The sequence below is a fragment of the Serratia sp. J2 genome (assembly GCF_046269175.1).
GTDB lineage: Bacteria > Pseudomonadota > Gammaproteobacteria > Enterobacterales > Enterobacteriaceae > Chania > Chania fonticola_C.
This window is the reverse complement of sequence record NZ_JBKABN010000003.1, coordinates 249,706-273,230: the sequence shown is the minus strand read 5'-3', so window position 1 is coordinate 273,230 and position 23,525 is coordinate 249,706. Positions and strand designations below refer to the sequence as shown.

The 23,525-nt window shown below is 54.1% G+C and carries 26 protein-coding genes; 18 read left to right on the top strand and 8 right to left on the bottom strand.

Features of this window, described 5'->3' with window-relative positions:
- Positions 1-10: 10 nt before the first annotated feature.
- Positions 11-493: an SsrA-binding protein SmpB gene (gene smpB / locus ACKWMY_RS04845; protein WP_021178921.1), complete on the bottom strand. Its 483-nt coding sequence runs from the start codon at positions 491-493 to the stop codon at positions 11-13.
- 161 nt (positions 494-654) lie between these two features.
- On the opposite strand from smpB, the gene ACKWMY_RS04840 reads away from it, so the two are divergent.
- On the top strand, positions 655-1,089 hold the full coding sequence (locus ACKWMY_RS04840; RefSeq protein ID WP_021178920.1) for a type II toxin-antitoxin system RatA family toxin: 435 nt from the start codon (positions 655-657) through the stop codon (positions 1,087-1,089).
- Positions 1,082-1,366, top strand: coding sequence for an RnfH family protein (locus ACKWMY_RS04835; protein ID WP_074029510.1), 285 nt, complete (start codon positions 1,082-1,084; stop codon positions 1,364-1,366). Before ACKWMY_RS04840 ends, ACKWMY_RS04835 begins: the two co-directional genes overlap by 8 nt.
- A 113-nt stretch (positions 1,367-1,479) precedes the next feature.
- Here ACKWMY_RS04835 and bamE read toward each other — a convergent pair whose 3' ends face one another.
- The 3 genes from bamE to nadK all read right to left on the bottom strand — a co-directional run bounded on the left by bamE (position 1,480) and on the right by nadK (position 4,548).
- Positions 1,480-1,818 carry an outer membrane protein assembly factor BamE gene (gene bamE, locus ACKWMY_RS04830; protein ID WP_021178918.1) on the bottom strand — a complete coding sequence of 113 codons (339 nt, stop codon included), beginning with the start codon at positions 1,816-1,818 and terminating at the stop codon, positions 1,480-1,482.
- Between the two features lie 103 nt (positions 1,819-1,921).
- The gene (gene recN / locus ACKWMY_RS04825; RefSeq protein ID WP_024485806.1) at positions 1,922-3,583 is read right to left on the bottom strand and encodes a DNA repair protein RecN; all 1,662 of its coding nucleotides are present in this window, start codon (positions 3,581-3,583) and stop codon (positions 1,922-1,924) included.
- 86 nt (positions 3,584-3,669) lie between these two features.
- Positions 3,670-4,548, bottom strand: a complete 879-nt coding sequence (nadK, locus tag ACKWMY_RS04820; protein WP_024485805.1) for an NAD(+) kinase — start codon at positions 4,546-4,548, stop codon at positions 3,670-3,672.
- Between the two features lie 124 nt (positions 4,549-4,672).
- On the opposite strand from nadK, the gene grpE reads away from it, so the two are divergent.
- The gene (gene grpE / locus ACKWMY_RS04815) at positions 4,673-5,248 is read left to right on the top strand and encodes a nucleotide exchange factor GrpE (RefSeq protein ID WP_021178915.1); all 576 of its coding nucleotides are present in this window, start codon (positions 4,673-4,675) and stop codon (positions 5,246-5,248) included.
- 55 nt (positions 5,249-5,303) lie between these two features.
- Here the strand turns inward: grpE and ung are convergent, their stop codons facing one another.
- A complete protein-coding gene (gene ung / locus ACKWMY_RS04810; RefSeq protein ID WP_021178914.1) occupies positions 5,304-5,987 on the bottom strand; it encodes a uracil-DNA glycosylase in 684 nt (227 codons plus the stop codon).
- A gap of 349 nt (positions 5,988-6,336) precedes the next feature.
- Between ung and grcA the strand changes: the two genes are divergently transcribed.
- From grcA to ACKWMY_RS04795, 3 genes are all read left to right on the top strand, one after another.
- Entirely contained in the window at positions 6,337-6,720 is a 384-nt protein-coding gene (gene grcA / locus ACKWMY_RS04805; RefSeq protein ID WP_021178913.1) for an autonomous glycyl radical cofactor GrcA, read from the top strand.
- 176 nt (positions 6,721-6,896) lie between these two features.
- On the top strand, positions 6,897-7,859 hold the full coding sequence (locus ACKWMY_RS04800) for a phospholipase (RefSeq protein ID WP_309048434.1): 963 nt from the start codon (positions 6,897-6,899) through the stop codon (positions 7,857-7,859).
- Positions 7,852-8,607, top strand: a complete 756-nt coding sequence (locus ACKWMY_RS04795; RefSeq protein ID WP_309048435.1) for an ankyrin repeat domain-containing protein — start codon at positions 7,852-7,854, stop codon at positions 8,605-8,607. The genes ACKWMY_RS04800 and ACKWMY_RS04795 overlap by 8 nt, the downstream gene beginning before the upstream one ends.
- A 51-nt stretch (positions 8,608-8,658) precedes the next feature.
- On the opposite strand, the gene srmB is transcribed toward ACKWMY_RS04795, so the two are convergent.
- The gene (gene srmB, locus ACKWMY_RS04790) at positions 8,659-9,975 is read right to left on the bottom strand and encodes an ATP-dependent RNA helicase SrmB (RefSeq protein WP_024485802.1); all 1,317 of its coding nucleotides are present in this window, start codon (positions 9,973-9,975) and stop codon (positions 8,659-8,661) included.
- An 87-nt stretch (positions 9,976-10,062) separates the two neighbouring features.
- On the opposite strand from srmB, the gene trmN reads away from it, so the two are divergent.
- On the top strand, positions 10,063-10,842 hold the full coding sequence (trmN, locus tag ACKWMY_RS04785) for a tRNA(1)(Val) (adenine(37)-N(6))-methyltransferase TrmN (protein ID WP_409485969.1): 780 nt from the start codon (positions 10,063-10,065) through the stop codon (positions 10,840-10,842).
- Positions 10,843-10,846: 4 nt separating this feature from the next.
- On the opposite strand, the gene nadB is transcribed toward trmN, so the two are convergent.
- Positions 10,847-12,448, bottom strand: a complete 1,602-nt coding sequence (nadB, locus tag ACKWMY_RS04780) for an L-aspartate oxidase (protein WP_024529381.1) — start codon at positions 12,446-12,448, stop codon at positions 10,847-10,849.
- Positions 12,449-12,661: 213 nt separating this feature from the next.
- Between nadB and rpoE the strand changes: the two genes are divergently transcribed.
- From rpoE to rseC, 4 genes are read left to right on the top strand one after another with little or no spacing between them, the layout of a single operon-like run.
- Positions 12,662-13,237, top strand: a complete 576-nt coding sequence (gene rpoE / locus ACKWMY_RS04775) for an RNA polymerase sigma factor RpoE (protein WP_012146382.1) — start codon at positions 12,662-12,664, stop codon at positions 13,235-13,237.
- Between the two features lie 30 nt (positions 13,238-13,267).
- Positions 13,268-13,921 (top strand): anti-sigma-E factor RseA, encoded by a 654-nt coding sequence (gene rseA / locus ACKWMY_RS04770; protein ID WP_024529380.1) that lies wholly within the window; start codon positions 13,268-13,270, stop codon positions 13,919-13,921.
- Complete coding sequence (gene rseB, locus ACKWMY_RS04765) at positions 13,921-14,880, top strand: sigma-E factor regulatory protein RseB (protein ID WP_199062701.1); 960 nt, start codon at positions 13,921-13,923, stop codon at positions 14,878-14,880. Before rseA ends, rseB begins: the two co-directional genes overlap by 1 nt.
- Positions 14,877-15,353 carry a SoxR-reducing system protein RseC gene (gene rseC / locus ACKWMY_RS04760; protein WP_024529378.1) on the top strand — a complete coding sequence of 159 codons (477 nt, stop codon included), beginning with the start codon at positions 14,877-14,879 and terminating at the stop codon, positions 15,351-15,353. Before rseB ends, rseC begins: the two co-directional genes overlap by 4 nt.
- On the opposite strand, the gene ACKWMY_RS04755 is transcribed toward rseC, so the two are convergent.
- Positions 15,350-16,174, bottom strand: a complete 825-nt coding sequence (locus ACKWMY_RS04755; protein WP_074029500.1) for a hypothetical protein — start codon at positions 16,172-16,174, stop codon at positions 15,350-15,352. The genes rseC and ACKWMY_RS04755 overlap by 4 nt on opposite strands.
- 533 nt (positions 16,175-16,707) lie before the next feature.
- Between ACKWMY_RS04755 and lepA the strand changes: the two genes are divergently transcribed.
- The 7 genes from lepA (at position 16,708) to acpS (ending at position 23,370) form a co-directional block, all read left to right on the top strand.
- Complete coding sequence (gene lepA / locus ACKWMY_RS04750; RefSeq protein ID WP_024529376.1) at positions 16,708-18,507, top strand: translation elongation factor 4; 1,800 nt, start codon at positions 16,708-16,710, stop codon at positions 18,505-18,507.
- A 31-nt stretch (positions 18,508-18,538) separates the two neighbouring features.
- Positions 18,539-19,516 carry a signal peptidase I gene (lepB, locus tag ACKWMY_RS04745; protein ID WP_074029498.1) on the top strand — a complete coding sequence of 326 codons (978 nt, stop codon included), beginning with the start codon at positions 18,539-18,541 and terminating at the stop codon, positions 19,514-19,516.
- Between the two features lie 342 nt (positions 19,517-19,858).
- A complete protein-coding gene (gene rnc, locus ACKWMY_RS04740) occupies positions 19,859-20,539 on the top strand; it encodes a ribonuclease III (RefSeq protein ID WP_021178901.1) in 681 nt (226 codons plus the stop codon).
- Positions 20,536-21,444 (top strand): GTPase Era, encoded by a 909-nt coding sequence (gene era / locus ACKWMY_RS04735; RefSeq protein ID WP_024529374.1) that lies wholly within the window; start codon positions 20,536-20,538, stop codon positions 21,442-21,444. Before rnc ends, era begins: the two co-directional genes overlap by 4 nt.
- 8 nt (positions 21,445-21,452) lie before the next feature.
- On the top strand, positions 21,453-22,184 hold the full coding sequence (gene recO, locus ACKWMY_RS04730; protein WP_021178899.1) for a DNA repair protein RecO: 732 nt from the start codon (positions 21,453-21,455) through the stop codon (positions 22,182-22,184).
- 74 nt (positions 22,185-22,258) lie between these two features.
- A complete protein-coding gene (gene pdxJ / locus ACKWMY_RS04725) occupies positions 22,259-22,990 on the top strand; it encodes a pyridoxine 5'-phosphate synthase (RefSeq protein ID WP_024529373.1) in 732 nt (243 codons plus the stop codon).
- Positions 22,990-23,370 (top strand): holo-ACP synthase, encoded by a 381-nt coding sequence (gene acpS, locus ACKWMY_RS04720; protein ID WP_024486233.1) that lies wholly within the window; start codon positions 22,990-22,992, stop codon positions 23,368-23,370. The genes pdxJ and acpS overlap by 1 nt, the downstream gene beginning before the upstream one ends.
- The last annotated feature ends 155 nt before the right edge of the window (positions 23,371-23,525 follow it).

Genomic DNA, 23,525 nt, shown 5'->3' with positions numbered 1-23,525 from the left:
AGCCAGCGGCTTAACGATTGGCATGCTTCATGATACGGGCTTTCGCCGTCTGCCACTCACGATCTTTGATGTCATCGCGCTTATCGTGTTCTTTCTTACCTTTGGCTACGCCGATCTTCACCTTGCTCCAGGCATTTTTCCAATACATGGAGAGGGCGACGACGGTATAACCATCGCGGGTAACGCGGCCGATCAGTGAGTCTAGCTCACGTTTTTTCAGCAGGAGTTTACGGGAACGTGTTGGATCGCATACCACATGAGTTGAAGCAACGTTCAGCGGCGAAATGGTGGCGCCAAACAGATAGGCTTCACCGTCGCGGAACATTACATAACTGTCGCTGATGTTAGCTTTGCCAGCACGCAGTGATTTTACTTCCCAACCTTGCAGGGCCAAACCCGCCTCGATCTCCTCTTCAATGGAGTATTCGAAACGTGCTCGCTTGTTTTGTGCAATGGTTGCGGAACCGGGTTTGTATGCTTTTTTCTTTGTCATAGTGCGCTCATTATACTGGATGACGCAGCGAAAGAAATCCTTTCCCACTCAGCACCTGCGCAATTTCTCGCATTTTGGATCCGTGCCGCGCGTAGCAGATTTTTTGTTTGGCGCCAGATAAATGGTATTATCTGTACGTTTTTTGCCTCTCAGGAAATGATATGCCCCAGATCAGTCGTTCTGCCTTAGTGCCGTTTAGCGCTGAGCAGATGTATCAGTTGGTTAACGATGTTCATTCTTACCCCGATTTTCTGCCAGGATGCACCGGCAGCCGGGTGATTGCCGCTTCCCCTAATGAAATGACCGCCGCGGTAGAGGTGGCAAAAGCCGGCATCAGCAAAACCTTTACCACGCGCAATACGCTGCTGGATAACCAAAGCATCAATATGCAACTGGTCGATGGCCCGTTCCGCAAGCTGATGGGCGGCTGGCAGTTCACTGCGTTAAGCCCCGAGGCGTGCAAGGTAGAGCTGCACCTGGATTTTGAGTTCACCAACAAACTGATCGAGCTGGCCTTCGGTAAAGTGTTTAAAGAACTGGCCGGTAGCATGGTGCAAGCGTTCACTCAGCGCGCCAAAGAGGTCTACAGTGTCTGAGATACGCGTTGAGGTGGTCTATGCGTTGCCAGAACGCCAATATGTGCGCCAGGTTAAGTTGGTAGCAGGCAGCAGCGTTGAGCAGGCCATCCTGGCTTCTGGGTTGTTAGAGCTACGGAACGATATCGATTTGGCCAGCAACAAGGTGGGTATTTACAGCCGACCGGCTAAGCTGAACGATGTGCTCAATGATGGCGACAGGGTAGAGATTTATCGGCCATTGATTGCCGATCCGAAAGAACTGCGCCGTCAGCGGGCAGAAAAGGCAAAAAAATAAGGCGCTCAATGCGCCTTATCTTCATCAGAACGTTGTCTTCCGAGTTGCAGCCTGCGACTGTCATGAAGGATCTCACTCTTCCCCCATGGGCCGGATGACAGCTCCGGCTCGGCTTACTCAGTCAGTGCCGGTTTATTCTGCAGATCCGTCAACACACCTGCGCTGTCGAACGTCAACGTCAGCGTTTGCTGCGTGATCTTCTCATGGCCTGGCTCTTGGCGGAACACGTAGAACCACGTCTGGGTACCAAACGGATCCTGCATCATTGGCGTGCCCAATGTGTAAGCAACCTGTTGTTGCGTCATTCCCTTGTGGATTTTTGCCACGTCGGTTGGTGTCAGGTAGTTACCCTGGTTGATATCAGGCCGGTAAACCACCTTCTCAAAAGTAGAACAGCCTGCGGTCAGCATCACAAGAACCACAGCGGCAGCTGTCAGCATTTTACAGCGCATAATAATCACATTCCTTTAGGGCATAGGATGCCGATGATAATAGACCTTGCAGCAGTTGGGAACCTTTACAGGGCCTCATTATGACCTCAGGAAAGTAAAAAAGTTATGCGGCCAGCAATTCTTTTGCATTTGCCAGCGTATTTTTAGTGACTTCACTGCCGCCAAGCAGGCGCGCCAACTCTTGCAGACGGGCGCGTTTGTCCAAGGGGGACATCTGGGTTTCGGTTACCGTGCCGTCGGTTTGCTTGCTGACAAATAAATGCTGATGACCGCAACCGGCGACCTGCGGCAGGTGGGTTACGCACATAACCTGGGTTGATTCACCCAACTGGCGCAGCAAGCGGCCAACAATGGCAGCTGTTGGGCCACTGATACCTACGTCCACCTCATCGAAGATCAGCGCCGGAGTTTCCATTTTACGGGCGGTAATGACCTGGATGGCTAATGCGATGCGGGAAAGCTCACCGCCGGAGGCCACTTTTGCCAATGGTTGCAGCGGTTGCCCCGGGTTGGTGGAGACGCAGAATTCAACGCGGCTGGCCCCCTCACTGCTCAGGTATTCCGGTTCAAAGCGGACGTCGATATTAAATTTGCCGTGCGGCATCGAGAGTGCATTCATGCTCTCGGTGATCAGGGTGGTTAACTCGGCTGCATAGTGCTGCCGCTTCTGGTGCAACTGCTCAGCCAGCGCCAGCGCCTGTTGATGATGCAGGTTGACTGCTTCGCTCAGGTGTTGCTGATCGCTAGCCTGTTGGGAAAGCAGCTGTTGCTCATCCAGCAGTTGTTGATGCAGGCCGGGTAATTCTTCCGGTGAAACATGGTGCTTACGTGCCAGGCTGATTTGGCGCGACAGGCGCTGCTCCAGCTCATGCAGGCGGTTGGGATCGAGATCCATGCGGTCTGCGTAATGGCGCAGTTCATCGCTGGCTTCGCTGATTTGGATCGAGGCCTCTTCCAGCATATCCAGCAGGCCGCTTAGCTTCTCATCCATGCCGATCAGGTCCAGCAGCAGGTGCTTGGTGGTGTAGAGTTGGCTGAGCATGTTGTGTTGCTCGTCATCGGCCAGCAGTTGCAGCGCCTGCTGGCTGAGGGTCAGCAACTGGCCGCTGTTGGCCAGACGCTTGTATTCGCTGTCGATCTGCTCAAATTCACCGGCCTGTGGGGCGAATTCGTTCAGCTCTTTCAACTGGTATTGCAGCAGTTGCTTGCGGGCATCGCGCTCGAGAGATTGCTGCTGATGGTGTGCCAGCTCGCGGCAGCTTTGATGCCATTGGTGGTAAGCCTGGTGCATGGCGGCCTGCAAGGCCGGTTCGCCAGCATAGGCATCCAGCAACTGTTTTTGATGTTCGGGTTTTAGCAGCAACTGGTGAGCGTGCTGGCCGTGGATCTGGATCAGGCGCTGGCCAAGTTCCCGCAATTGGGAAAGGGGAACGGCGGTGCCGTTGATAAAGCCACGGGAGCGGCCATCTGTCCCGATCACGCGGCGCAGCAGGCACTCGTTGCTGTCATCCAGCTGGTTTTGTTCCAGCCATTCGCGGGCGGATGGGGTATCTGCCAGTGAGAAGCGGGCACAGATATCGGCACGGGAGGCCCCCAGACGTACCACGTTGCCGTCTGCGCGGTTGCCGAGGCACAGGCCCAACGCATCAATAGCAATCGACTTACCGGCACCGGTCTCACCGGTGATTGCCGTCATACCCGCTTGAAAGTCGATCTCCAACTCACGAACGATAGCAAAATTGCTGATGGTTAATTGCGCCAACATAGGGACCTTCCTGTGTATAAACACATAACTGTGATTTCATACAGTATAAACTGGTTTTATATACAGTAAAGCGGTTGGCGCCATTTTTAGAATAATTTTTTTGACCAGCCCAATTTGGTGCTCAACGTATTGAAATAGCTGTAGTCCTTGGGGTGGATCAGGTTTAAGTGGAAGTCGCTGCGGCGGATCAGTACCTCTTCGCCTTCCTGAATGGGCAGGGCGATCTGGCTGTCGCAGCTGATTTCCAGATCGCTGCCGATATGGGAAAACTTCAGGCGAATGGTGCTGTCGCCGTTGATCACCAGCGGCCGGGCGGAAAGCGTGTGCGGGAACATCGGCACCAATGCGATGGCTTCCAGCGATGGAGTCAATATTGGCCCGCCTGCGGAAAGCGAGTAGGCGGTAGAACCGGTCGGCGTGGCGATGATCAGGCCATCGGAACGCTGCGAGAAGGCGAAGCGATCGTCTATGTAAACTTCGAACTCGATCATATGCGCCACCTTGCCAGGGTGTAACACCACTTCGTTAATTGCGGTGCTGACGCGGCATTGCTGGTGCTCTTTATGGACGATGGTTTCCAACAGGAAGCGCTTCTCGTCGATATATTCCCCTTCCAGCACGTCCGCCAACTGCTGGAGTGCGTTGTCTGGGTCGAGATCGGTCAGGAAGCCGAGATTGCCACGGTTGACCCCGATCACCTTGATGTCATAACGCGCCAATACGCGCGCTGCGCCCAGCATGTTACCGTCACCACCCACCACGACGGCCAGATCGGCCCGTTGACCAATCTCCGCCAGGCTGCCGGTATCTACGTCTTTCATGCCCAAATCGTGGGCAATCTGGCGTTCAAGGATCACCTTGTAGCCACGGGCAACCAACCATTCGAACAGCATTTCATGAGTAGCCAATGCGGAAGGGTGACGCGGGTGCCCAACAATGCCAATACATGCAAATTTTTTCTTCATCGCTGCCATTTTCCTCACCAGGGACGGTTTATGCCCCACATTGTGACCGGTTGACTTGAAACCCCGGTTTTGATCCCCATAATAAGCCAAGTTGCGAGATTAATGCTAAAACGCGGAGATATTCATGAGTAGTAAAGAACAGAAGACGCCAAACGAGCAAGCCTCGGAAGAAATGGAACAGCAAGCACAGCACGAGGAAGCCATGGCGGCAGGCGCCGATCTGCGCGATGATCGCATTGCCGAGTTGGAAGCCCAACTGGCTGAAGCTCAGCAACGCGAGCGTGATAGTGTGCTGCGTGCCAAGGCCGAAATGGAAAACGTTCGTCGCCGTAGCGAGCTGGATGTCGAGAAGGCTCACAAATTCGCGCTGGAAAAATTCTCCGGTGATTTGCTGCCTGTGATCGACAACCTGGAGCGTGCACTGGAGCTGGCGGACAAGAACAACCCTGAACTGGTCGCGATGATCGAAGGGATTGAACTGACGCTGAAGTCACTGCTGGACGCGGTACGCAAGTACGGCATCGAAGTGGTAGGTGAACTCAACGTGCCATTCAACCCGGACGTTCACCAGGCGATGAGCCTGATGGAATCAGCCGACCATCAGCCGAACCATGTGATGATGGTGATGCAGAAAGGCTACACGCTGAATGGCCGCCTGCTGCGCCCTGCGATGGTAGCGGTATCCAAAGCCAAGTCCTAATAAGACCTGCTGAGGATAAAGGCACCCGCGTGGTGCCTTTTTTGTGCCTGGTGGATCATTCCTGCGGCAGGTGCGGTACCCAGTCAATCGGTGCCAGGCCTTGTTGTTCCAGTAACTGATTGGTTTGCGAAAAGTGGTGGCAACCCAGGAAACCGCGATGGGCAGAAAGCGGGGAGGGATGCGGCGCTTTCAACACATGATGGCGCTGGCGATCGATAAAGCTCCCTTTCTTTTGTGCGTGTGACCCCCACAGCAGGAACACGACACCCTCGCGATTTTCGTTTAACGCGGCAATGACCTTGTCGGTAAAGGTTTCCCAGCCCAGATTGGCGTGAGAATGCGCCCGGCCACCTTCAACGGTTAATACGGTATTGAGCAGCAGTACGCCTTGCTCGGCCCAGCTTTGCAGGCAGCCGTGTGTCGGGCGTTCAAAGCCGGGGATATCCGTCACCAGCTCTTTGTACATATTGACCAGTGAAGGCGGCGCAGGGATGCCTGGGCGCACGGAAAACGACAGGCCATGGGCCTGGTTCGGGCCGTGATAGGGATCTTGCCCCAGGATCACCACTTTGACGTCTGCCAACTCGGTAAAGCGGAAAGCGTTGAACACGTCTTTCTGCGGTGGATAAATGGTCTTACCAGCCTGGCGTTCATTAGCTACAAAGGCGAGTGTATCCAGAAAGTAGGGCTGCTCTTTCTCTTTGCCGATGACGTCGTGCCAGGTGAGGGAGGTAGACATAAGCACTCTCCTTTGTTTTTGTTAGCAATTCATGGTGCATAGCTTACCGTTAACCTCCGCTCGGCGAAACCCGCTATTTTCAATAGGTATGGCGAGCGAGGTATACAAATATTTTTGAAAATTTACAAAAATAATTTTAATGAGCAAAAAGGTAAAATTGATATAAAACATAAATTTGCCTCTACCGCTCATTTCAGTACCCCGTAAAAATTGATTTTAGTCAAAGAATTGACCCGGTTTGACTGGTATACAGAACAACAAGACAACATTGGTTTTACCAAATGGCCGGAAACCACAACCGAGTTTTCGGCGACGTAGAAATTTTTCTCCCTATTACGGAGGCAACAAAATGATTACTGGTATTCAAATCACTAAAGCGAACAATCAAGCACTGGTGAACTCTTTCTGGCTGCTGGATGAAGAGAAATCAGAAGCGCGCTGTGTATGTGCCAAAGCGGATTATGCGGAAGATCAGATCGTGCCTGTTAGCGAACTGGGCCAGATCGAGTACCGCGAAGTGCCGATGGAAATGCAACCTACCGTGCGCGTAGAAGGTGGTCAGCACCTGAACGTGAACGTGCTGCGCCGTGAAACGCTGGAAGATGCGGTTAAGAACCCAGAAAAATACCCGCAGCTGACCATTCGTGTTTCTGGTTATGCGGTGCGTTTCAACTCACTGACGCCAGAACAGCAACGTGACGTTATCGCACGTACCTTTACCGAAAGCCTGTAATTTTCGGCTAGGTAGACAAAAGGGAGCTTTGGCTCCCTTTTCTATTGCCTTCACGGCAGAAAATAGATTTTGATCACATTACCTGCAAAAAATAATCATTCCCATTACAGAACTCGTATGACTCGCCGATAGCTAAATCAGTTCCATTTGGGGCTGTCTATTGATAAGGAGTCTCTATGAGTTTGCCTTTGAGTTTCATTTCGACGATGACGCCCATATCCGCTGTATCTGCTGCGGCACTCCCGGCTCAAAACGCAATAAAACCAGTCCAAACCGACGAGCCACAGGTGACAAAAACTGCTGTGTCGCTCCCCTCTGAAAATAGTCGTAATGCACAAAACCTGTTGAATTCACTGACTCACGATCTCTCTGCTGCGGTCCCTTTGGCTGCTAGGCGGGAGGTGTCTCGTGGGCAAGAGTCTCAGCAGGGCGATTACTCTTTGGCGTTATTGGCCAAGGATGTCTACAACCTAACGGGGCATGGTGCAGAGGGTTTTTCGCGCATGAGTGATAACGATTTGCTGAGTGTTGGCATTGACCCCGCAAGTCTATTGGATACAGCCTCGGGCTTACAGGCGGGTATTTATTCGAATAAGCAGCACTATGTGCTGGCTTTCGCTGGTACTAATGATATGCGCGATTGGCTGAGCAATGTGCGCCAGGCTACCGGGTACGACGATGTGCAGTACAATCATGCCGTGGCGATTGCCAAGAATGCCAAAGCTGCGTTTGGTGAAGCGTTAGTGATCACCGGCCATTCGTTGGGGGGAGGATTGGCGGCAACGGCGGCGTTGGCAACCGGTTCTCTGGCGGTAACATTCAACGCCGCTGGGGTTTCCGATCATACTCTGAACCGTTTCGGTATTAATCCCGCTGCGGCAAAGCAAGATGCAGAATCTGGCGGGATCCGTCATTACAGTGAACAATACGATATGTTGACGGGGACACAGGAGTCGACCTCTCTGCTTCCAGATGCTATCGGGCATAAAATCACCATTGCCAACAATGAAACTCTGAGCGGCACTGATGCTTGGCGGCCAAGCAAATATTTCGATCGCAGCATGACGGCACATGGCATCGATAAGGTAATCAGCTCAATGGCGGAACAGAAGCCGTGGGAGATCAAGGCGAATGCCTAAAAGGTGGTGCAGAGGCTGCTGGATAGCGGCTCTCGTTTTGCCCCTGTTTGGGATCGCTGGGTTATTGATGGTAGCCAAGGAGCACTATATGGAACAGCAAAATTCGCCATTTGCGGGTACCGATAGCCTGTCTTTATCACAGGCGGTGGCTGAAGGTGATGTTTGGCAAATTAGCCAGCAAGCAACAGCTGAACGGCTTCATGTGCGGGGAGATTTGCAGATCACACTGTTGCAGTGGGCGATTCTGCAGCAGAGGCCAGGCAGTGTGCAGGCATTGATACAGGCGGGGGCAGATATTGGGCAACCTGGTATGGAGGGCAACGGGGCATTGCATACGGCGGCGATGGTCAAGGATGCGCAATATTTACGCTTGCTATTGCAACAGGCTCCCCAGGTTAATATGCGTAATCTGGTCACTGGGGCTACGCCATTAGCCGCCGCTGTGCTGGCGGGGCGGGAGGAGCAGGTACGTATACTGTTGAATGCCGGGGCCGACAGTACATTGAGTGACAGAGTAGGGGATACGCCCTTGCACCTGGCCGCAAAAATCAACGCACCACAGTTGGCGCTGCTCCTGTTACAAACGGGGGCTGATGCCAAGGCACTAAATCAGCAAGGGAGGACGTTCCAGTATTACTTTGCCCAGACGCCAGTGCATTTGCAGAATAGCGAGTTGCGTGAGCAGTACCGTCAATTGGAGAGCTGGCTCAAAAGTCAGAAATTGGCTGGGCACTATACTCAGCCTTGAAAATAAAAAAACCGCCTTCAAAGTGATGGCGGTTTTTTGATGGCAGAGAGATTATTGTGCGTCTGGTTTGGCTTTTGGCTGGCGGCGCTTACCGACGTTTTTCGCGTCGCGATGGCGTACCTTCACCTTGGCCTTCTCTTTGTTCTTCAGCTTGTCTTCGATGCGCTTGGCCAGCACCTTCTTCGAAGGTTTACCGTTGCTCTTCTCGCTAGGCACCTTGGTGGATGGACGCAGTTCGTCGATCACACGGGCTTTCAGTGGCTCATTGAGGTAACGCCCCACTTTGCCCAGCAGCAGATGGTCGTGCGCCTCTACCAGCGAAATGGCGGTGCCTTTACGCCCGGCACGGCCAGTACGGCCAATGCGGTGCAGATAGGTATCGGCAGTGCGCGGCATATCGAAGTTGAACACGTGGGTGATATCCAGGATATCCAGCCCGCGCGCTGCAACGTCGGTGGCGACCAGCACGTTGACGCGGCCATCCATCATGCGTTTTACCGCTTCGTTACGCTTGGCCTGCACCATTTCCCCTTCGAGATAGCAGGTATTGATGCCCGCTTCACGTAGCCAGGCGGCCAGCTCATGCACGCGCTCACGCTTACGTACAAAGATCACTGACTTCTGCACGTCCGGCTGTTGCAACAGATGCACCAGCAGGGCGGTTTTATGCTTCACGTCATCGGCGCGGTAATACCATTGCAGGATCTTTTTACGTTCGCGGCGGGAAGGATCGGCTTCAACCTCAACCGGCTCCTTCAGGATGCGCTCGGCAAACTCGCGGATAGCTTCGCCTTCCAACGTTGCGGAGAACAGCAACGTCTGGGTACGCCAGCGGGTTTCCGCCGAGATGGTCTCGATGTCTTGCGCAAAGCCCATATCGAGCATGCGGTCGGCTTCGTCCAGGATCAGTGTTTCTACCGCACGGCAGTCAAAGTTTTCTTCTTTGATGTATTGCAGCAGGCGGCCGGTGGTAGCAACCACCACGTCCTGGTTTTCACTAAAGACTTCGGCGTGGTTCATATACGCCACGCCGCCGGTGATGGTGGCGATATCCAGCGAGGTATGCGCAGCCAATTCACGAGCCTGATCGGCCACCTGCATTGCCAGCTCACGCGTCGGGGTGAGGATCAGTACGCGCGGTGGGCCAGACTTCTTACGTGGGAAATCCAGCAGATGCTGCAGAACCGGCAGCAAGAATGCGGCGGTTTTGCCCGTGCCGGTCGGTGCCGAACCTAATACGTCGCGCCCGTCCATGGCTGGCGGGATCGCCTCGGCCTGGATAGCGGTGGGGCGATCGTAGCCTTTATCACGCAAAGCGAGGATCAGGCGCTCATCGAGTTCGAGTTCGGAAAAATTGGTTGCTGTCATTATCTACCTCTACTTGGGGCGCCGATTATAGACGGGATGGCCGCAGGGTTCACCCTTTTTAACTTTTACCCTAGATCAGTTTGCCTTATGCTACGCCAGTTTTGTCTGCTGGTGGCTATTGTGAGTAATCAAATTAAAACTAAATCGACCCCGCGCCGCGGCGGTTTTACCTTTAAGCAGTTCTTTGTCGCCCACGATCGTTGCGCGATGAAGGTGGGTACCGATGCGGTTATGCTCGGCGCCTGGGCTGCCGTGGAAAACGTGCAACGAGTGCTGGATATTGGCTGCGGCAGTGGGCTGATCGCCCTGATGTTGGCGCAGCGCACGGCTGGCGAGGTCACCATCGATGCGGTTGAGCTGGATAACGCCGCCGCCTTGCAGGCACGTGATAACGTGTTGGAGTCGCCTTGGCCGCAGAAGATCCAGGTGCACAGCCAGGATATCCATCATTTTGCCCAGCAGCATGCTCATTGTTACGATTTGATCGTCAGCAATCCACCGTATTTTGAGCCTTCTGTCGCCTGTCGCGATCTGGCTCGCACCAACGCCCGCTATACCGAAACCCTGACTCATGACGCCTTGCTGGATAGCGCCGAAAGGCTGATAACGGCCGAGGGGCAGTTCTGCGTGGTGCTGCCTTATGAGATTGGCGAAGCTTTTGAAGTGAATGCCCACCAACGTGGCTGGCACACCGCACGGCGGCTGAACATCAGCGACCGGGCCGACACGCCAAAGCACCGTTTGATGCTGGCATTAGCGCGCAAACCGGTGGCGAAAAAAGAGGCCGAGCTGGCAATAAAACTGGCGGATGGCAGCTACACCACCGATTTCCGCCAGTTGATTACCGATTTCTATCTGAACTACTGAAGCCTCAGGGTTGCAGAATGGTGGGTTTTGGCTCCGGCAACATATCCGGGTAATCCAGCGTGTAATGCAGCCCACGGCTTTCCTTGCGCTCCATCGCGCTGCGCACAATCAGTTCCGCCACCTGCACCAGATTACGTAGCTCCAGCAGATTGTTGGAGATGCGGAAGTTGGCGTAATACTCGTCAATCTCCTGCTGCAACGTATTGATGCGGCGTAGCGCCCGCTCCAGGCGTTTGGTGGTGCGCACGATCCCGACGTAGTCCCACATAAACAGCCGCAGTTCGTGCCAGTTATGCTGGATCACCACGCGTTCATCCGAATCATCCACCCGGCTCTCATCCCACTGTGGCAACTGTTTGGCCAGCTTGATGGCAGGCAGACGCGTCAGAATATCTTCGGCGGCGGACCAGCCATAAACCAGGCATTCCAGCAGTGAGTTGGACGCCATGCGGTTGGCTCCGTGCAGGCCGGTGTAGCTTACTTCGCCGATCGCATACAGGCCGTCCAGATCGGTGCGGCCATGCTGATCGACCATCACGCCGCCACAGGTGTAATGCGCCGCAGGGACGATCGGGATCGGCTGCTGTGTCAGGTCAAAGCCCAACGTCATCAACTTTTCGTGGATCATCGGGAAGTGCTGGGTGATGAATTCCGCCGGCTTGTGGCTGATATCCAGATACATGCAGTCAGCACCCAGGCGTTTCATCTCATGGTCAATCGCGCGGGCGACGATATCGCGCGGCGCGAGCTCACCACGCGGATCAAAGTCTGGCATAAAGCGGCTGCCGTCCGGGCGTTTCAGGTGGGCACCTTCACCGCGCAGCGCTTCGGTCAACAGGAAGTTACGCGCCTGTGGGTGGAACAGGCAGGTTGGGTGGAACTGGTTGAATTCCAGGTTGGCGACCCGGCAGCCTGCGCGCCAGGCCATGGCGATGCCGTCGCCCGAAGAGATATCCGGGTTGGTGGTATATTGATAAACCTTGGCTGCTCCGCCGGTGGCTAACACCACCGTTTTGGCACGGTAGGTTTCCACCTGTTCCCGCTCACGGTTCCAGACGTAAGCGCCCACTACGCGCTTGGTGCCCGGTAAGCCGATCTTGTTGGAGGTGATCAGGTCGACCGCATTGCGGCGCTCCATCACGCAAATATTGGGGTGAGCACTTGCTTTCGCTACCAGGGTAGTCTCTACTTCTTTGCCGGTGGCGTCGGCAGCGTGCAGGATGCGCCGATGGCTGTGTCCGCCTTCCCGCGTCAGGTGATAGCGTTCTTCACCTTGGGAGTTGGTTTCGGTGTCGAACAGGACGCCCTGATCGATCAGCCACTGTACGCAGTGGCGTGCATTGCCGGCAATAAACTCGACGGCGTCTTTGTCACACAGGCCGGCTCCGGCGATCAGCGTGTCATCAACGTGTGAGGCGATGCTGTCCGTTTCATCAAACACCGCGGCGATCCCGCCTTGGGCATAAAAGGTGGCGCCTTCATTGAGCGGACCTTTGCTGAGTACAGTAACCTTGCAATGTTGCGCCAGGCGCAACGCCAGGGAGAGGCCAGCAGCACCGCTACCGACGATCAATACATCGCTAACATGTTCAGATGATGGTTGCATAACGTATGATGTGTGCAGAAGAAGAGTGAAATTCATGTTAGCCTACTTGTCCGGGCAAAAGCCACGGACAAGGTGACATCAACAAAAAAACAATGGCGGTATGGAACTTAGCGTTCCGTATGAACTCCAAGCGAGTGCTTGCTCAGGAAAATAATGTATGGCTGGCGGTACAATTTCACGCGTGGAGATAGATTTGGGGAGAATTTACCTCGGATGAGCGAGCAGTTAACGGATCAGGTTCTGGTTGAGCGGGTCCAGAAGGGCGATCAGAAATCGTTTAACTTACTGGTAATTCGTTACCAGCATAAAGTGGCGAGTCTCGTTTCGCGCTACGTACCACAGGGCGACGTGCCGGATGTGGTGCAGGAGTCGTTTATTAAAGCTTATCGCGCACTGGAGTCGTTCCGTGGCGATAGCGCCTTTTACACCTGGTTGTATCGAATTGCTGTCAATACAGCAAAAAATTATCTGGTTGCTCAGGGCCGGCGCCCACCATCAAGCGATGTGGATGCCAATGATGCCGAAAATTACGAAAGTGCGGGCGCACTGAAAGAAATTTCGAACCCTGAGAACTTAATGTTGTCAGAAGAACTGAGACAGATAGTTTTCCGTACCATTGAGTCACTCCCAGAGGATCTTCGCATGGCGATTACCCTGAGGGAGTTGGATGGTCTAAGCTACGAAGAGATAGCCGCCATCATGGATTGCCCGGTCGGAACCGTACGTTCACGTATTTTCCGTGCTCGGGAGGCTATCGATAATAAAGTTCAACCGCTGATCCAACGTTAGCGATAGCGGACACTGGAAGGGTACTTAGGCATGCAGAAAGAAAAGCTTTCCGCTCTGATGGATGGTGAAATGCTCGACAATGAGCTGCTGAGTTCATTGAGTAAAGATCGGGCGCTTCAACAAAGCTGGCAGAGCTATCACCTAATCCGTGACACGTTACGGGGTGATATCGGGCAAGTCATGCATTTCGATATCGCAGACCGTGTTGCTGCCGCATTGGAAAAAGAGCCCGCTCGTCTGGTTCCTTCGGCAATCCCCGAATCTCAACCGCAACCTCACACCTGGGGTAAACTGCCGTTCTGGCACAAGGTTCGTCCTTGGGCTAGTCAGCTAACTCAAGTCGGCGTTGCCGCTTGTGTTTCTCTGGCAGTGATCGTGGGTGTGCAACAGTACAATCAGCCAACTGCCCAATCAGGCGCGGCTGAAACACCAGCGTTCAATACGTTGCCAATCATGGGGCAAGCTTCCCCGGTCAGCCTGGGCGTCCCGGCAGACAGTTTCTCAACCGGCAGCGGTCAACAGCAGCAGGTGCAGGAACAGCGTAAGCGTATCAATGCCATGCTGCAGGATTATGAGCTGCAACGCCGTTTGCACTCCGATCAGCTGCAACTTGAACAAAGCAGGCCACAGCAGGCCGCAGTTCAGGTTCCTGGAACTCAGTCTTTAGGAATGCAACAGCAGTAATGAAGCAAATCTGGTTCTCCGTTTGTCTTTTAACGGGCGGCCTGCTCAATTCAAATATCGCCTCGGCGCAGGAACCTGCGTCCGGGGCGTTATTGCAACAAATGAGCAGCGCCAGCCGTTCACTCAATTATGAACTCGCCTATATCAGCATCAGCAAGCAGGGGATAGAGTCGTTACGCTATCGCCATGCAGTGATCGATAAACAGCCCTTGGGGCAGCTGCTGCATATGGACGGCCCTCGTCGGGAAGTGCTGCAACGTGGCGGTGGGATCAGCTATTTTGAGCCTGGTCTGGAACCGTTCACGCTGTCTGGCGATCACATCGTTGACGCCTTGCCCGCCATCGTATTTGCCGATTTCGACTATCTGGCGAAATACTACGACTTCATCTCCGTTGGCCGCACCCGCATTTCCGATCGGCCTTGTGACGTTTACCGCGTCGTGGCTCGTGACGGTTCCCGTTACAGCTATGTGGTCTGGATGGATATGGAGACCAAGTTACCGCTGCGGGTCGATCTGCTCGATCGTGATGGCGAAACGCTGGAACAGTATCGGGTCATCTCGGTAGTGGTGGGCGATCAGGTGAAAAGCGTCATGCAACCTTTGCTTAAAGCCAATCTGCCACCGCTATTGACCCTACCCGCGGCTGAAGACGTTAAGCTTGCCTGGAAAGCTGGTTGGTTGCCTGCTGGCGTTAACGAGGTGGCGCGTAATCGCCGCAAGTTACCGAATGTGGCAGTGCCGGTTGAATCGCGACTTTATAGCGATGGCTTGTTCAGCTTCTCGGTTAACATCAGCCCTTCGGGCAGCAATGCCAGCCAACAGTTTTATCGTCAGGGCCGCCGTACCATCCAAACCGAAATTCGTAATGGCAATGAAATTACCGTGGTTGGAGAATTACCTCCTTCAACGGCGAAACGCATTGCCGACAGCATTACTTTCAAGGTAGCGCCGCAATGATGAAAGAGTGGGCCACGGTGGTCTCGTGGCAACAGGGCGTGGCACAGCTGCGTTGTGAGCCTAAAGCCGGCTGTGGCAGTTGCACCGCGCGTTCTGGCTGCGGTGCTCGCGCATTCGACGAACTGGTGCCTGAAAGTGAACATCACCTGCAGGTGGCAATCGCCCAGCCTCTGGAACCCGGCCAGCGCGTCGAAGTCGGTATCGCCGAAGGCAGCCTGTTGCGCTCGGCGATGCTGGTCTATCTGACCCCATTATTAGGCATGATGCTAGGCGGTGGCCTGCTGCAATGGTGGTTGGGCAGTGACGCAGCGGCGGCACTCGGTGGGATTTTAGGGGGCGGCCTCGCTTTCCTGATCGCACGTGCATTGGCTAAACGCCTCGGCGAACAGGCCAATTATCAACCCGTAGTGCTGCAAATCGGCTTGCCGCCGGGTGCCTTGCGGTTGCACACCGAAACTGAATCCCCGATTTAATACGGCGGCCGCGTCATCGCCGGGTTGCTATAGGCGGGGATGCGGTTGTTGATCATATGCTCCATCAGTGCAATAAACAGATCGGCGCTGAACAGCGAGTCATAACCCAGCGAAAACAGTTCATTGCCTTGTAGATCCAGCAAACGAAGGGTGCCACGCTGCAGATTGTTTTCCAGCCGGTGGATCTTTTCGATCTGAACCTGGGCCTGGGCGGTACTCAGCGTCGTAGCGCTAAGCCGTAATGTTTGGGTCGGTTTCTCTTGCCATGAACCAAGCCAGCCCTTTCTGCTATTGAGATAGGCGAAGGTCAATATTTCCCCCTGATAAAGCGAATTTAATGCCAGCGGCCCACGCTGCTGGATCTGTTGTTGGATCAGGGTTTCAATCAACTGCCGAGAGTGAGAAATATTGCTCTTGATGTTGTACCAGAACGCCGCCTCCGAGGTGCGAAACGCCATATTGTCGTTCAGCCCGCCAAGCAGCCTGCTACCGCGAGAATGGTAGATATCGGCAATCTTTTCAAACGCAATAAACCGTTCTTTATGACTGTGGTGATCCAGCACGCGCACGCCGTGCTCATACAGGCGATAGGTCAGCATTGGCCGCAGATAATGGCGCAATGCCAGCAACATAGTGCCTAACAGAATGGTAACCGCGCCGGCTTGCAGTAAGGCCAGAACGTGAGGATCTTCCATGTTGCTCAATAACGGCATTAACAACAGCACCGCACCGAGTGTGAACAGCAGCGTTACCGCTGCCAAAATGCCCCAGTTGACCTTGGAAAAATCGTGCCGGCTCAGCATTTGCCCTTTATCGATCATGATAAACCTTCCAATCAATGTTCAGAGGAGATGCTGGTGAACTCTGGTGGGCTTGCCGATGTCGTAGTGCCCTGAAGTCTGTTTTTATCCAAAGTTCTTGTCACTTGTAACCGAGGGGCGAGGGAGCGTATATGGGGGTTTATCCGAAAGCAGGTGTCGTGTCGTTTAAATGTAAGTTATTGATAAAAATATTATTTATGAGGTAATTGAGATTGGGTTTATTGCGTAATCGCATAATATGTATTACCACCGGGTTAATATTGTCTGGCCAACAGGATTGGCGCAATTAACCCACAATTTTTATCAGGCCTTCGCCGCGTTAATATCTGCTTTCATCAACTGCGGCGCGTTGTAACACTAAACTACGTATAATCGAATAGCTTCCCTACACCGATTGCTAGGTTTTCAGTGTTGTGGCATGTAGAATGCTGCGATTCAGGCGAAAAATAGCCGACCCATTCACCGTCGCTTTATGTCCATGCGGGTTCCATAGGCGAGTAATTCAGAAATACCAAGGCAGAAAAACTAATTAAATGAAACACATAAGAAATTTTTCTATCATTGCCCATATTGACCACGGTAAGTCGACGCTGTCTGACCGTATTATCCAAATCTGCGGCGGCCTGACCGAACGTGAAATGGCCGCACAGGTGCTGGATTCTATGGATCTGGAACGTGAGCGTGGTATTACCATCAAAGCGCAGAGCGTAACGCTCGACTATAAAGCCAAGGATGGGCAGGTTTACCACCTTAACTTTATCGACACTCCTGGGCACGTTGACTTCTCCTATGAGGTTTCCCGCTCACTGGCCGCCTGTGAGGGTGCATTGCTGGTGGTGGATGCCGGGCAGGGCGTAGAAGCCCAGACCTTGGCCAACTGCTATACCGCACTGGACATGGATCTGGAAGTGGTGCCGGTGTTGAACAAGATTGACCTGCCTGCCGCCGATCCGGATCGCGCTGCACAGGAAATCGAAGATATCGTGGGCATTGATGCGACTGACGCGGTGCGCTGCTCGGCAAAAACCGGCGTTGGCGTGCCTGAAGTGCTGGAGCGTCTGGTGCGTGATATCCCGCCACCAGAAGGTGATGCGGATGCTCCGTTGCAGGCACTGATCATCGATTCCTGGTTTGATAACTACCTTGGCGTTGTCTCCTTGATCCGGGTGAAAAACGGTACTCTGCGCAAGGGCGATAAAGTTAAGGTCATGAGCACCGGCCAAACTTATAACGCCGATCGTCTGGGGATCTTCACCCCGAAACGTGTCGATCGCGACGTGCTGAACTGTGGCGAAGTGGGTTGGTTGGTCTGCGCAATTAAAGATATCCTCGGCGCACCGGTGGGCGATACCTTGACGCTGGCTCGCCAGCCGGCAGACAAAATGCTGCCAGGCTTCAAAAAAGTGAAGCCACAGGTGTATGCCGGCCTGTTCCCGATCAGTTCCGACGATTATGAAGCCTTCCGCGATGCGCTGGGCAAGCTGAGCCTGAACGACGCCTCCCTGTTCTATGAGCCAGAAAGCTCCACCGCGCTGGGCTTTGGCTTCCGCTGTGGCTTCCTGGGTCTGCTGCACATGGAGATCATTCAGGAGCGTCTGGAGCGTGAATACGATCTGGAACTGATCACGACGGCACCTACGGTCGTGTATGAAGTCGAAACCACCGGCAATGAAACCATCTACGTCGATAGCCCTTCCAAGCTGCCGCCGTTGAATAACATCGCTGAACTGCGTGAGCCGATTGCGGAGTGTCACATGCTGATGCCGCAGGAATATCTGGGCAACGTGATCACGCTGTGTATTGAGAAGCGTGGCGTACAGACCAACATGGTTTACCACGGTAACCAGGTGGCGCTGACCTACGAAATTCCAATGGCCGAAGTGGTGCTAGACTTCTTTGACCGTTTGAAATCCACCTCGCGCGGTTACGCGTCGCTGGACTATAACTTCAAACGTTTCCAGGCCTCGGACATGGTGCGCGTTGACGTGTTGATCAACAACGAACGCGTAGATGCGCTGGCGCTGATCACTCACCGTGATAACGCACAGTATCGTGGCCGTGAACTGGTCGAGAAAATGAAAGAGCTGATCCCACGCCAGCAGTTCGATATTGCGATCCAGGCGGCGATCGGCACGCATATCATCGCTCGTTCTACGGTGAAACAGCTGCGTAAAAACGTGTTGGCCAAGTGCTACGGCGGCGACGTCAGCCGTAAGAAGAAGCTGCTGCAGAAGCAGAAAGACGGTAAAAAACGCATGAAGCAGGTGGGTAACGTTGAGTTGCCGCAGGAAGCGTTCCTGGCCATTCTGCACGTGGGTAAAGACGGTAAGTAAGAGCGAAAGCTCGCGTAACTAGGGAGTTTGCATGGCGAATATGTTTGCCTTGATCCTGGCGATTGCCACTTTGGTGACCGGGATCATCTGGTGCTTTGAGCGCTTTAAATGGGCGCCGGCACGCCGGGCGAAAATCGCGGCGGTCAATGCACAGGCGGCCGGAACGGTCGACGAAGCGGCCTTGGCGAAAGTGGCCAGGCAGCCGGGTTGGGTTGAAACCGGGGCTTCGGTGTTCCCGGTATTGCTGTTGGTGTTTGTGGTGCGTTCGTTTATTTACGAGCCGTTCCAGATCCCTTCAGGCTCAATGATGCCGACGCTGTTGATTGGTGATTTTATTCTGGTGGAAAAATTTGCCTACGGCGTAAAGGATCCGATCACCCAGACCACGCTAATTGAAACCGGTCATCCCAAGCGTGGCGATATTGCGGTCTTTAAATATCCACGCGACACCAAACTGGATTACATCAAACGCGTGATTGGCGTACCTGGCGATCGCGTGACCTATGATCCGGTGAATAAGCGCGTGACGGTGCAAGAGTCCTGTAATAGTGGCCAGGCGTGTGATACCGCATTGGCGGTCACCTACAGCGATATGCAACCGAGCGATTTTGTGCAGATGTTTACCCGCAGCGGCATGGGTGAAGCCAGCAACGGTTTCTTCCAGATCCCTCTGACGGATAACGTGCCACAGGGCGGTATTCGCCTTGGCGAACGCAAGGAAACTCTGGGCAACGTAACTCACCGCATTCTGACCGTGCCCGGTGCACAAGATCAGGTCGGCGCTTACTATCAGCAAGCAGGCCAGCCGTTGGGCGAGTGGGTAGTACCCGCTGGCCATTACTTCATGATGGGCGATAACCGCGATAATAGTGCAGACAGCCGTTATTGGGGATTCGTGCCTGAGAAGAATCTGGTAGGTAAAGCCACTGCGATCTGGATGAGTTTCGAAAAGCAGGAAGGTGAATGGCCAACGGGCGTCAGATTGAGCCGTATCGGTGGTATTCACTAATAGCGTTTTGCAAACTGCAGCCAATTAGGTTGCAGTTTATATGGTCAAGATCCCTATGGATTTCGAGTCGCAGCTAGGCGACACGCTATTTAATCCCCAGGAGCTTACTTTTGGGTAAGTGACTGGGGGAAAATAGTGCAGGTAACAACGCTGCAGCTTGAAAGACGACGGGAAAAACGCAGCAATATATTTCCACTCGTTGTAGAATAGTCCCTCGAGCGATAAAAGTTGGCCCCTTTTGGGCGCCACTGCAAACGAAACAGCTTTGGATTGGCTTTTGGCAAAGCAGGCCTGTTCCGTATGCTGCAAGTTTTTGACGCATTCTTGATCTATTGGTAACTCATGAACCCCATCGTAATAAACAGGCTGCAGCGGAAGCTGGGCTACACTTTTCAACAGCAGGAGCTCTTACTGCAAGCGTTAACTCACCGTAGCGCCAGCAGTAAACACAATGAACGTCTTGAGTTTCTGGGTGATTCGATCCTTAGTTTTGTCATCGCCAATGCGCTCTACCAGCGTTTTCCTCGCGTAGACGAGGGAGACATGAGCCGCATGCGTGCCACGCTGGTGCGGGGCAATACGTTGGCGGAGATGGCGCGCGAATTCGATCTGGGCGAGTGTTTACGCCTTGGGCCGGGCGAGCTGAAAAGTGGTGGATTCCGCCGCGAGTCAATCCTGGCGGATACGGTGGAGGCACTGATTGGCGGTGTGTTCCTGGATAGCGATATTCAAAACGTTGAGCGACTGATTTTGGACTGGTATCGTAGCCGGTTGGACGAAATCAGCCCCGGTGATAAGCAGAAAGACCCGAAAACCCGCTTGCAGGAGTTTTTACAAGGTCGTCATCTGCCGTTGCCAACATATCTGGTGGTGCAGGTTCGCGGTGAGGCGCACGATCAGGAGTTTACTATCCACTGTCAGGTGAGTGGTTTGAGCGAGCCCGTCGTGGGCACCGGCTCAAGCCGCCGTAAAGCCGAGCAGGCGGCAGCGGAACAAGCGCTGAAAAAGCTGGAGCTTGAATGAGCGAAGAAAAACAATACTGCGGTTTTATTGCGATCGTAGGTCGTCCCAACGTGGGCAAATCCACGTTGCTGAACCAACTGCTGGGGCAAAAAGTCTCCATCACCTCGCGTAAACCACAGACGACCCGTCACCGTATTATGGGTATCGATACCGATGGCGCTTATCAGGCCATTTACGTCGACACCCCGGGTCTGCATATCGAAGAAAAGCGCGCCATCAACCGTTTGATGAACCGTGCGGCCAGCAGCTCAATCGGCGACGTCGAGCTGGTGATCTTCGTCGTAGAAGGCACGAACTGGACTGCTGATGATGAAATGGTGGTCAATAAGCTGCGCAGCCTGAAAAGCCCGGTGCTGCTGGCGATCAACAAGGTCGACAACGTTACCGACAAATCCAAGCTGTTGCCGCACATTGCGTTCCTCAGTCAGCAGATGAACTTCCTCGATGTGGTGCCGATCTCTGCCGAAAAAGGCATGAATGTGGACACTATTGCGGCTATCGCGCGCAAAGTGTTGCCGGAAGCGGAACACCATTTCCCGGACGATTACATCACTGACCGTTCCCAGCGCTTTATGGCGTCGGAAATCATCCGTGAAAAGCTGATGCGCTTCCTGGGTGAGGAACTGCCTTACTCGGTGACGGTCGAAATCGAACAGTTCGTACCGAATGAGCGCGGTGGTTACGACGTGCACGGTCTGATCCTGGTTGAGCGTGAAGGCCAGAAGAAGATGGTTATCGGCAACAAAGGTTCGAAGATCAAGACCATCGGTATTGAAGCTCGTCAGGATATGGAACAGATGTTTGAGGCCAAAGTGCATCTGGAACTGTGGGTGAAAGTGAAATCCGGCTGGGCGGACGACGAACGTGCGCTGCGTAGCCTGGGCTATACCGACGACCTGAAATAAACTATCCAATGGATGGCTGGGAGCGCGCTTTCGTCCTGCATGGGCGGCCCTTTAGTGAAACCAGCCTGATGCTGGACCTGTTCACGGAAGGCCATGGGCGGGTGCGCTTGCTGGCAAAAGGCGCACGCAGTCGCCGTTCCAATCTAAAGGGTTGCTTGCAACCCTTTACTCCTCTGTTAGTACGCTGGGGCGGTCGTGGCGAAGTCAAAACGCTGCGCGGTGCCGAAGCGGTTTCCCTTGGTTTACCCCTCAGCGGCATGATGCTTTACAGCGGCCTTTACGTGAATGAACTGTTGTCACGGGTGCTGGAGCAGGAAGGCAACTATTCGGTGTTGTTCTTCGATTATCTGCAATGCTTACAGGCTTTGGCGGCGGAGGACAGTTCCCCGGAACATGCCCTGCGGCAGTTCGAGTTGGCGCTGTTGGGGCACTTGGGTTACGGGCTGGATTTTCTCCATTGTGCTGGCAGCGGCGAACCGGTGGATGACGGCATGACCTATCGCTATCGCGAAGAAAAAGGCTTTATCGCCAGCTTGGTGGTGGATCATTACAGTTTTACCGGCCGTGAACTCCGTGCTCTGGATGAACGCCAATTTCCCGATGCAGAAACCCTGCGTGCAGCCAAGCGCTTTACCCGCATGGCGCTGAAACCCTATCTCGGCGGTAAGCCGCTGAAGAGCCGTGAACTGTTTCGTCAGTTCGTGCGCAAACAACCCGATACCCCCGTCGACGAAGCCTGAGTGGTTTCTGCTTTTGCCGTTTTGCTCGCCCGTGTAAACTGCTGCTACTGAAAATGAATTAGTAGAGGGTTGTCATGGCTGATTTACTGCTGGGCGTCAATATCGATCATATTGCCACGTTACGTAACGCGCGCGGCACCAACTACCCGGATCCGGTGCAGGCGGCATTTATTGCCGAGCAGGCGGGGGCCGATGGCATCACCGTTCACCTGCGTGAAGATCGCCGTCATATCACCGACCGCGACGTGCGTATCCTGCGCCAAACCATCCAGACACGTATGAACCTGGAAATGGCCGTCACCGATGAAATGCTCGATATCGCCATTGAGCTGAAACCTCAATTTTGCTGTCTGGTGCCAGAGAAACGTCAGGAAGTGACCACTGAAGGTGGGCTGGACGTGGCCGGGCAGCAGGACAAAATGGCCGTGGCGGTTGAACGCCTGGCACAGGCTGGCATTTTGGTTTCGTTGTTTATCGATGCCGATCACCGTCAGATCGACGCGGCGGTGGCCGTAGGTGCACCTTATATCGAGATCCATACCGGTGCCTATGCTGAAGCGCAGGGCGATCTGGCCATTCAAGCCGAGCTCAAGCGCATTGCCAAAGCGGCTACCTACGCGGCTAGCAAAGGCCTGAAGGTGAATGCGGGCCACGGTTTGACCTATCATAATGTGCAACCGATCGCCGCGCTGCCAGAGATGCATGAGCTGAATATCGGCCATGCCATTATTGGCCAGGCGGTGATGAGCGGTCTACCGGCCGCGGTGACGGACATGAAACTGCTGATGCGGGAAGCGCGTCGCTAATGGCGGTACTGGGCTTGGGAACCGACATCGTGGAGATGGCGCGTATCGAAGCGGTGGTGGAACGTAGCGGCGATCGCCTGGCTCGCCGGGTGTTAAGCCCGGCCGAATGGGAGGTGTATCAGCAGCATCAGCAGCCGGTACGCTTCCTGGCTAAACGTTTTGCGGTCAAAGAGGCCGCCGCCAAGGCGTTCGGCACCGGCATCCGCAACGGCCTGGCGTTCAATCAGTTCGAAGTGTTCAATGATGGCCTGGGGAAACCCAATATCCGGCTGCATGAACGTGCTGCCGAGCTGGCGCAGGAGATGGGGGTGAAGTCGATCCACGTTTCTCTGGCGGATGAACGCCGCTATGCCTGTGCTACGGTGATCATCGAGGGATAAGGAAGGATTTGCCCTGAGTGGTTGTCAGGTGCCGGAGTCAATCTAGTCCCCTCATCCCAACCTTCTCCCACAGGGAGAAGGAGCTAGTTAGGTGTCGCCGTCTGTTACAGAAGTAAGTCTATGGCACATTCGTTGGAAGAGCAAAGGTGAGCTCA

Excerpts from the sequence above, each read along its gene's own strand:
- smpB (WP_021178921.1), bottom strand. The coding sequence starts at position 493 with ATGACAAAGAAAAAAGCATACAAACCCGGTTCCGCAACCATTGCACAA.
- lepB (WP_074029498.1), top strand. The coding sequence starts at position 18,539 with ATGGCGAATATGTTTGCCTTGATCCTGGCGATTGCCACTTTGGTGACC.
- recO (WP_021178899.1), top strand. The coding sequence starts at position 21,453 with ATGGATGGCTGGGAGCGCGCTTTCGTCCTGCATGGGCGGCCCTTTAGT.
- rnc (WP_021178901.1), top strand. The coding sequence starts at position 19,859 with ATGAACCCCATCGTAATAAACAGGCTGCAGCGGAAGCTGGGCTACACT.
- pdxJ (WP_024529373.1), top strand. The coding sequence starts at position 22,259 with ATGGCTGATTTACTGCTGGGCGTCAATATCGATCATATTGCCACGTTA.
- ACKWMY_RS04755 (WP_074029500.1), bottom strand. The coding sequence starts at position 16,174 with ATGATCGATAAAGGGCAAATGCTGAGCCGGCACGATTTTTCCAAGGTC.
- ACKWMY_RS04795 (WP_309048435.1), top strand. The coding sequence starts at position 7,852 with ATGCCTAAAAGGTGGTGCAGAGGCTGCTGGATAGCGGCTCTCGTTTTG.
- rseA (WP_024529380.1), top strand. The coding sequence starts at position 13,268 with ATGCAGAAAGAAAAGCTTTCCGCTCTGATGGATGGTGAAATGCTCGAC.
- recN (WP_024485806.1), bottom strand. The coding sequence starts at position 3,583 with ATGTTGGCGCAATTAACCATCAGCAATTTTGCTATCGTTCGTGAGTTG.
- srmB (WP_024485802.1), bottom strand. The coding sequence starts at position 9,975 with ATGACAGCAACCAATTTTTCCGAACTCGAACTCGATGAGCGCCTGATC.
- acpS (WP_024486233.1), top strand. The coding sequence starts at position 22,990 with ATGGCGGTACTGGGCTTGGGAACCGACATCGTGGAGATGGCGCGTATC.
- rpoE (WP_012146382.1), top strand. The coding sequence starts at position 12,662 with ATGAGCGAGCAGTTAACGGATCAGGTTCTGGTTGAGCGGGTCCAGAAG.
- grcA (WP_021178913.1), top strand. The coding sequence starts at position 6,337 with ATGATTACTGGTATTCAAATCACTAAAGCGAACAATCAAGCACTGGTG.
- era (WP_024529374.1), top strand. The coding sequence starts at position 20,536 with ATGAGCGAAGAAAAACAATACTGCGGTTTTATTGCGATCGTAGGTCGT.
- rseB (WP_199062701.1), top strand. The coding sequence starts at position 13,921 with ATGAAGCAAATCTGGTTCTCCGTTTGTCTTTTAACGGGCGGCCTGCTC.
- ung (WP_021178914.1), bottom strand. The coding sequence starts at position 5,987 with ATGTCTACCTCCCTCACCTGGCACGACGTCATCGGCAAAGAGAAAGAG.
- nadK (WP_024485805.1), bottom strand. The coding sequence starts at position 4,548 with ATGAAGAAAAAATTTGCATGTATTGGCATTGTTGGGCACCCGCGTCAC.
- nadB (WP_024529381.1), bottom strand. The coding sequence starts at position 12,448 with ATGCAACCATCATCTGAACATGTTAGCGATGTATTGATCGTCGGTAGC.
- lepA (WP_024529376.1), top strand. The coding sequence starts at position 16,708 with ATGAAACACATAAGAAATTTTTCTATCATTGCCCATATTGACCACGGT.
- rseC (WP_024529378.1), top strand. The coding sequence starts at position 14,877 with ATGATGAAAGAGTGGGCCACGGTGGTCTCGTGGCAACAGGGCGTGGCA.
- ACKWMY_RS04800 (WP_309048434.1), top strand. The coding sequence starts at position 6,897 with ATGAGTTTGCCTTTGAGTTTCATTTCGACGATGACGCCCATATCCGCT.
- ACKWMY_RS04840 (WP_021178920.1), top strand. The coding sequence starts at position 655 with ATGCCCCAGATCAGTCGTTCTGCCTTAGTGCCGTTTAGCGCTGAGCAG.
- trmN (WP_409485969.1), top strand. The coding sequence starts at position 10,063 with ATGCTACGCCAGTTTTGTCTGCTGGTGGCTATTGTGAGTAATCAAATT.
- bamE (WP_021178918.1), bottom strand. The coding sequence starts at position 1,818 with ATGCGCTGTAAAATGCTGACAGCTGCCGCTGTGGTTCTTGTGATGCTG.
- grpE (WP_021178915.1), top strand. The coding sequence starts at position 4,673 with ATGAGTAGTAAAGAACAGAAGACGCCAAACGAGCAAGCCTCGGAAGAA.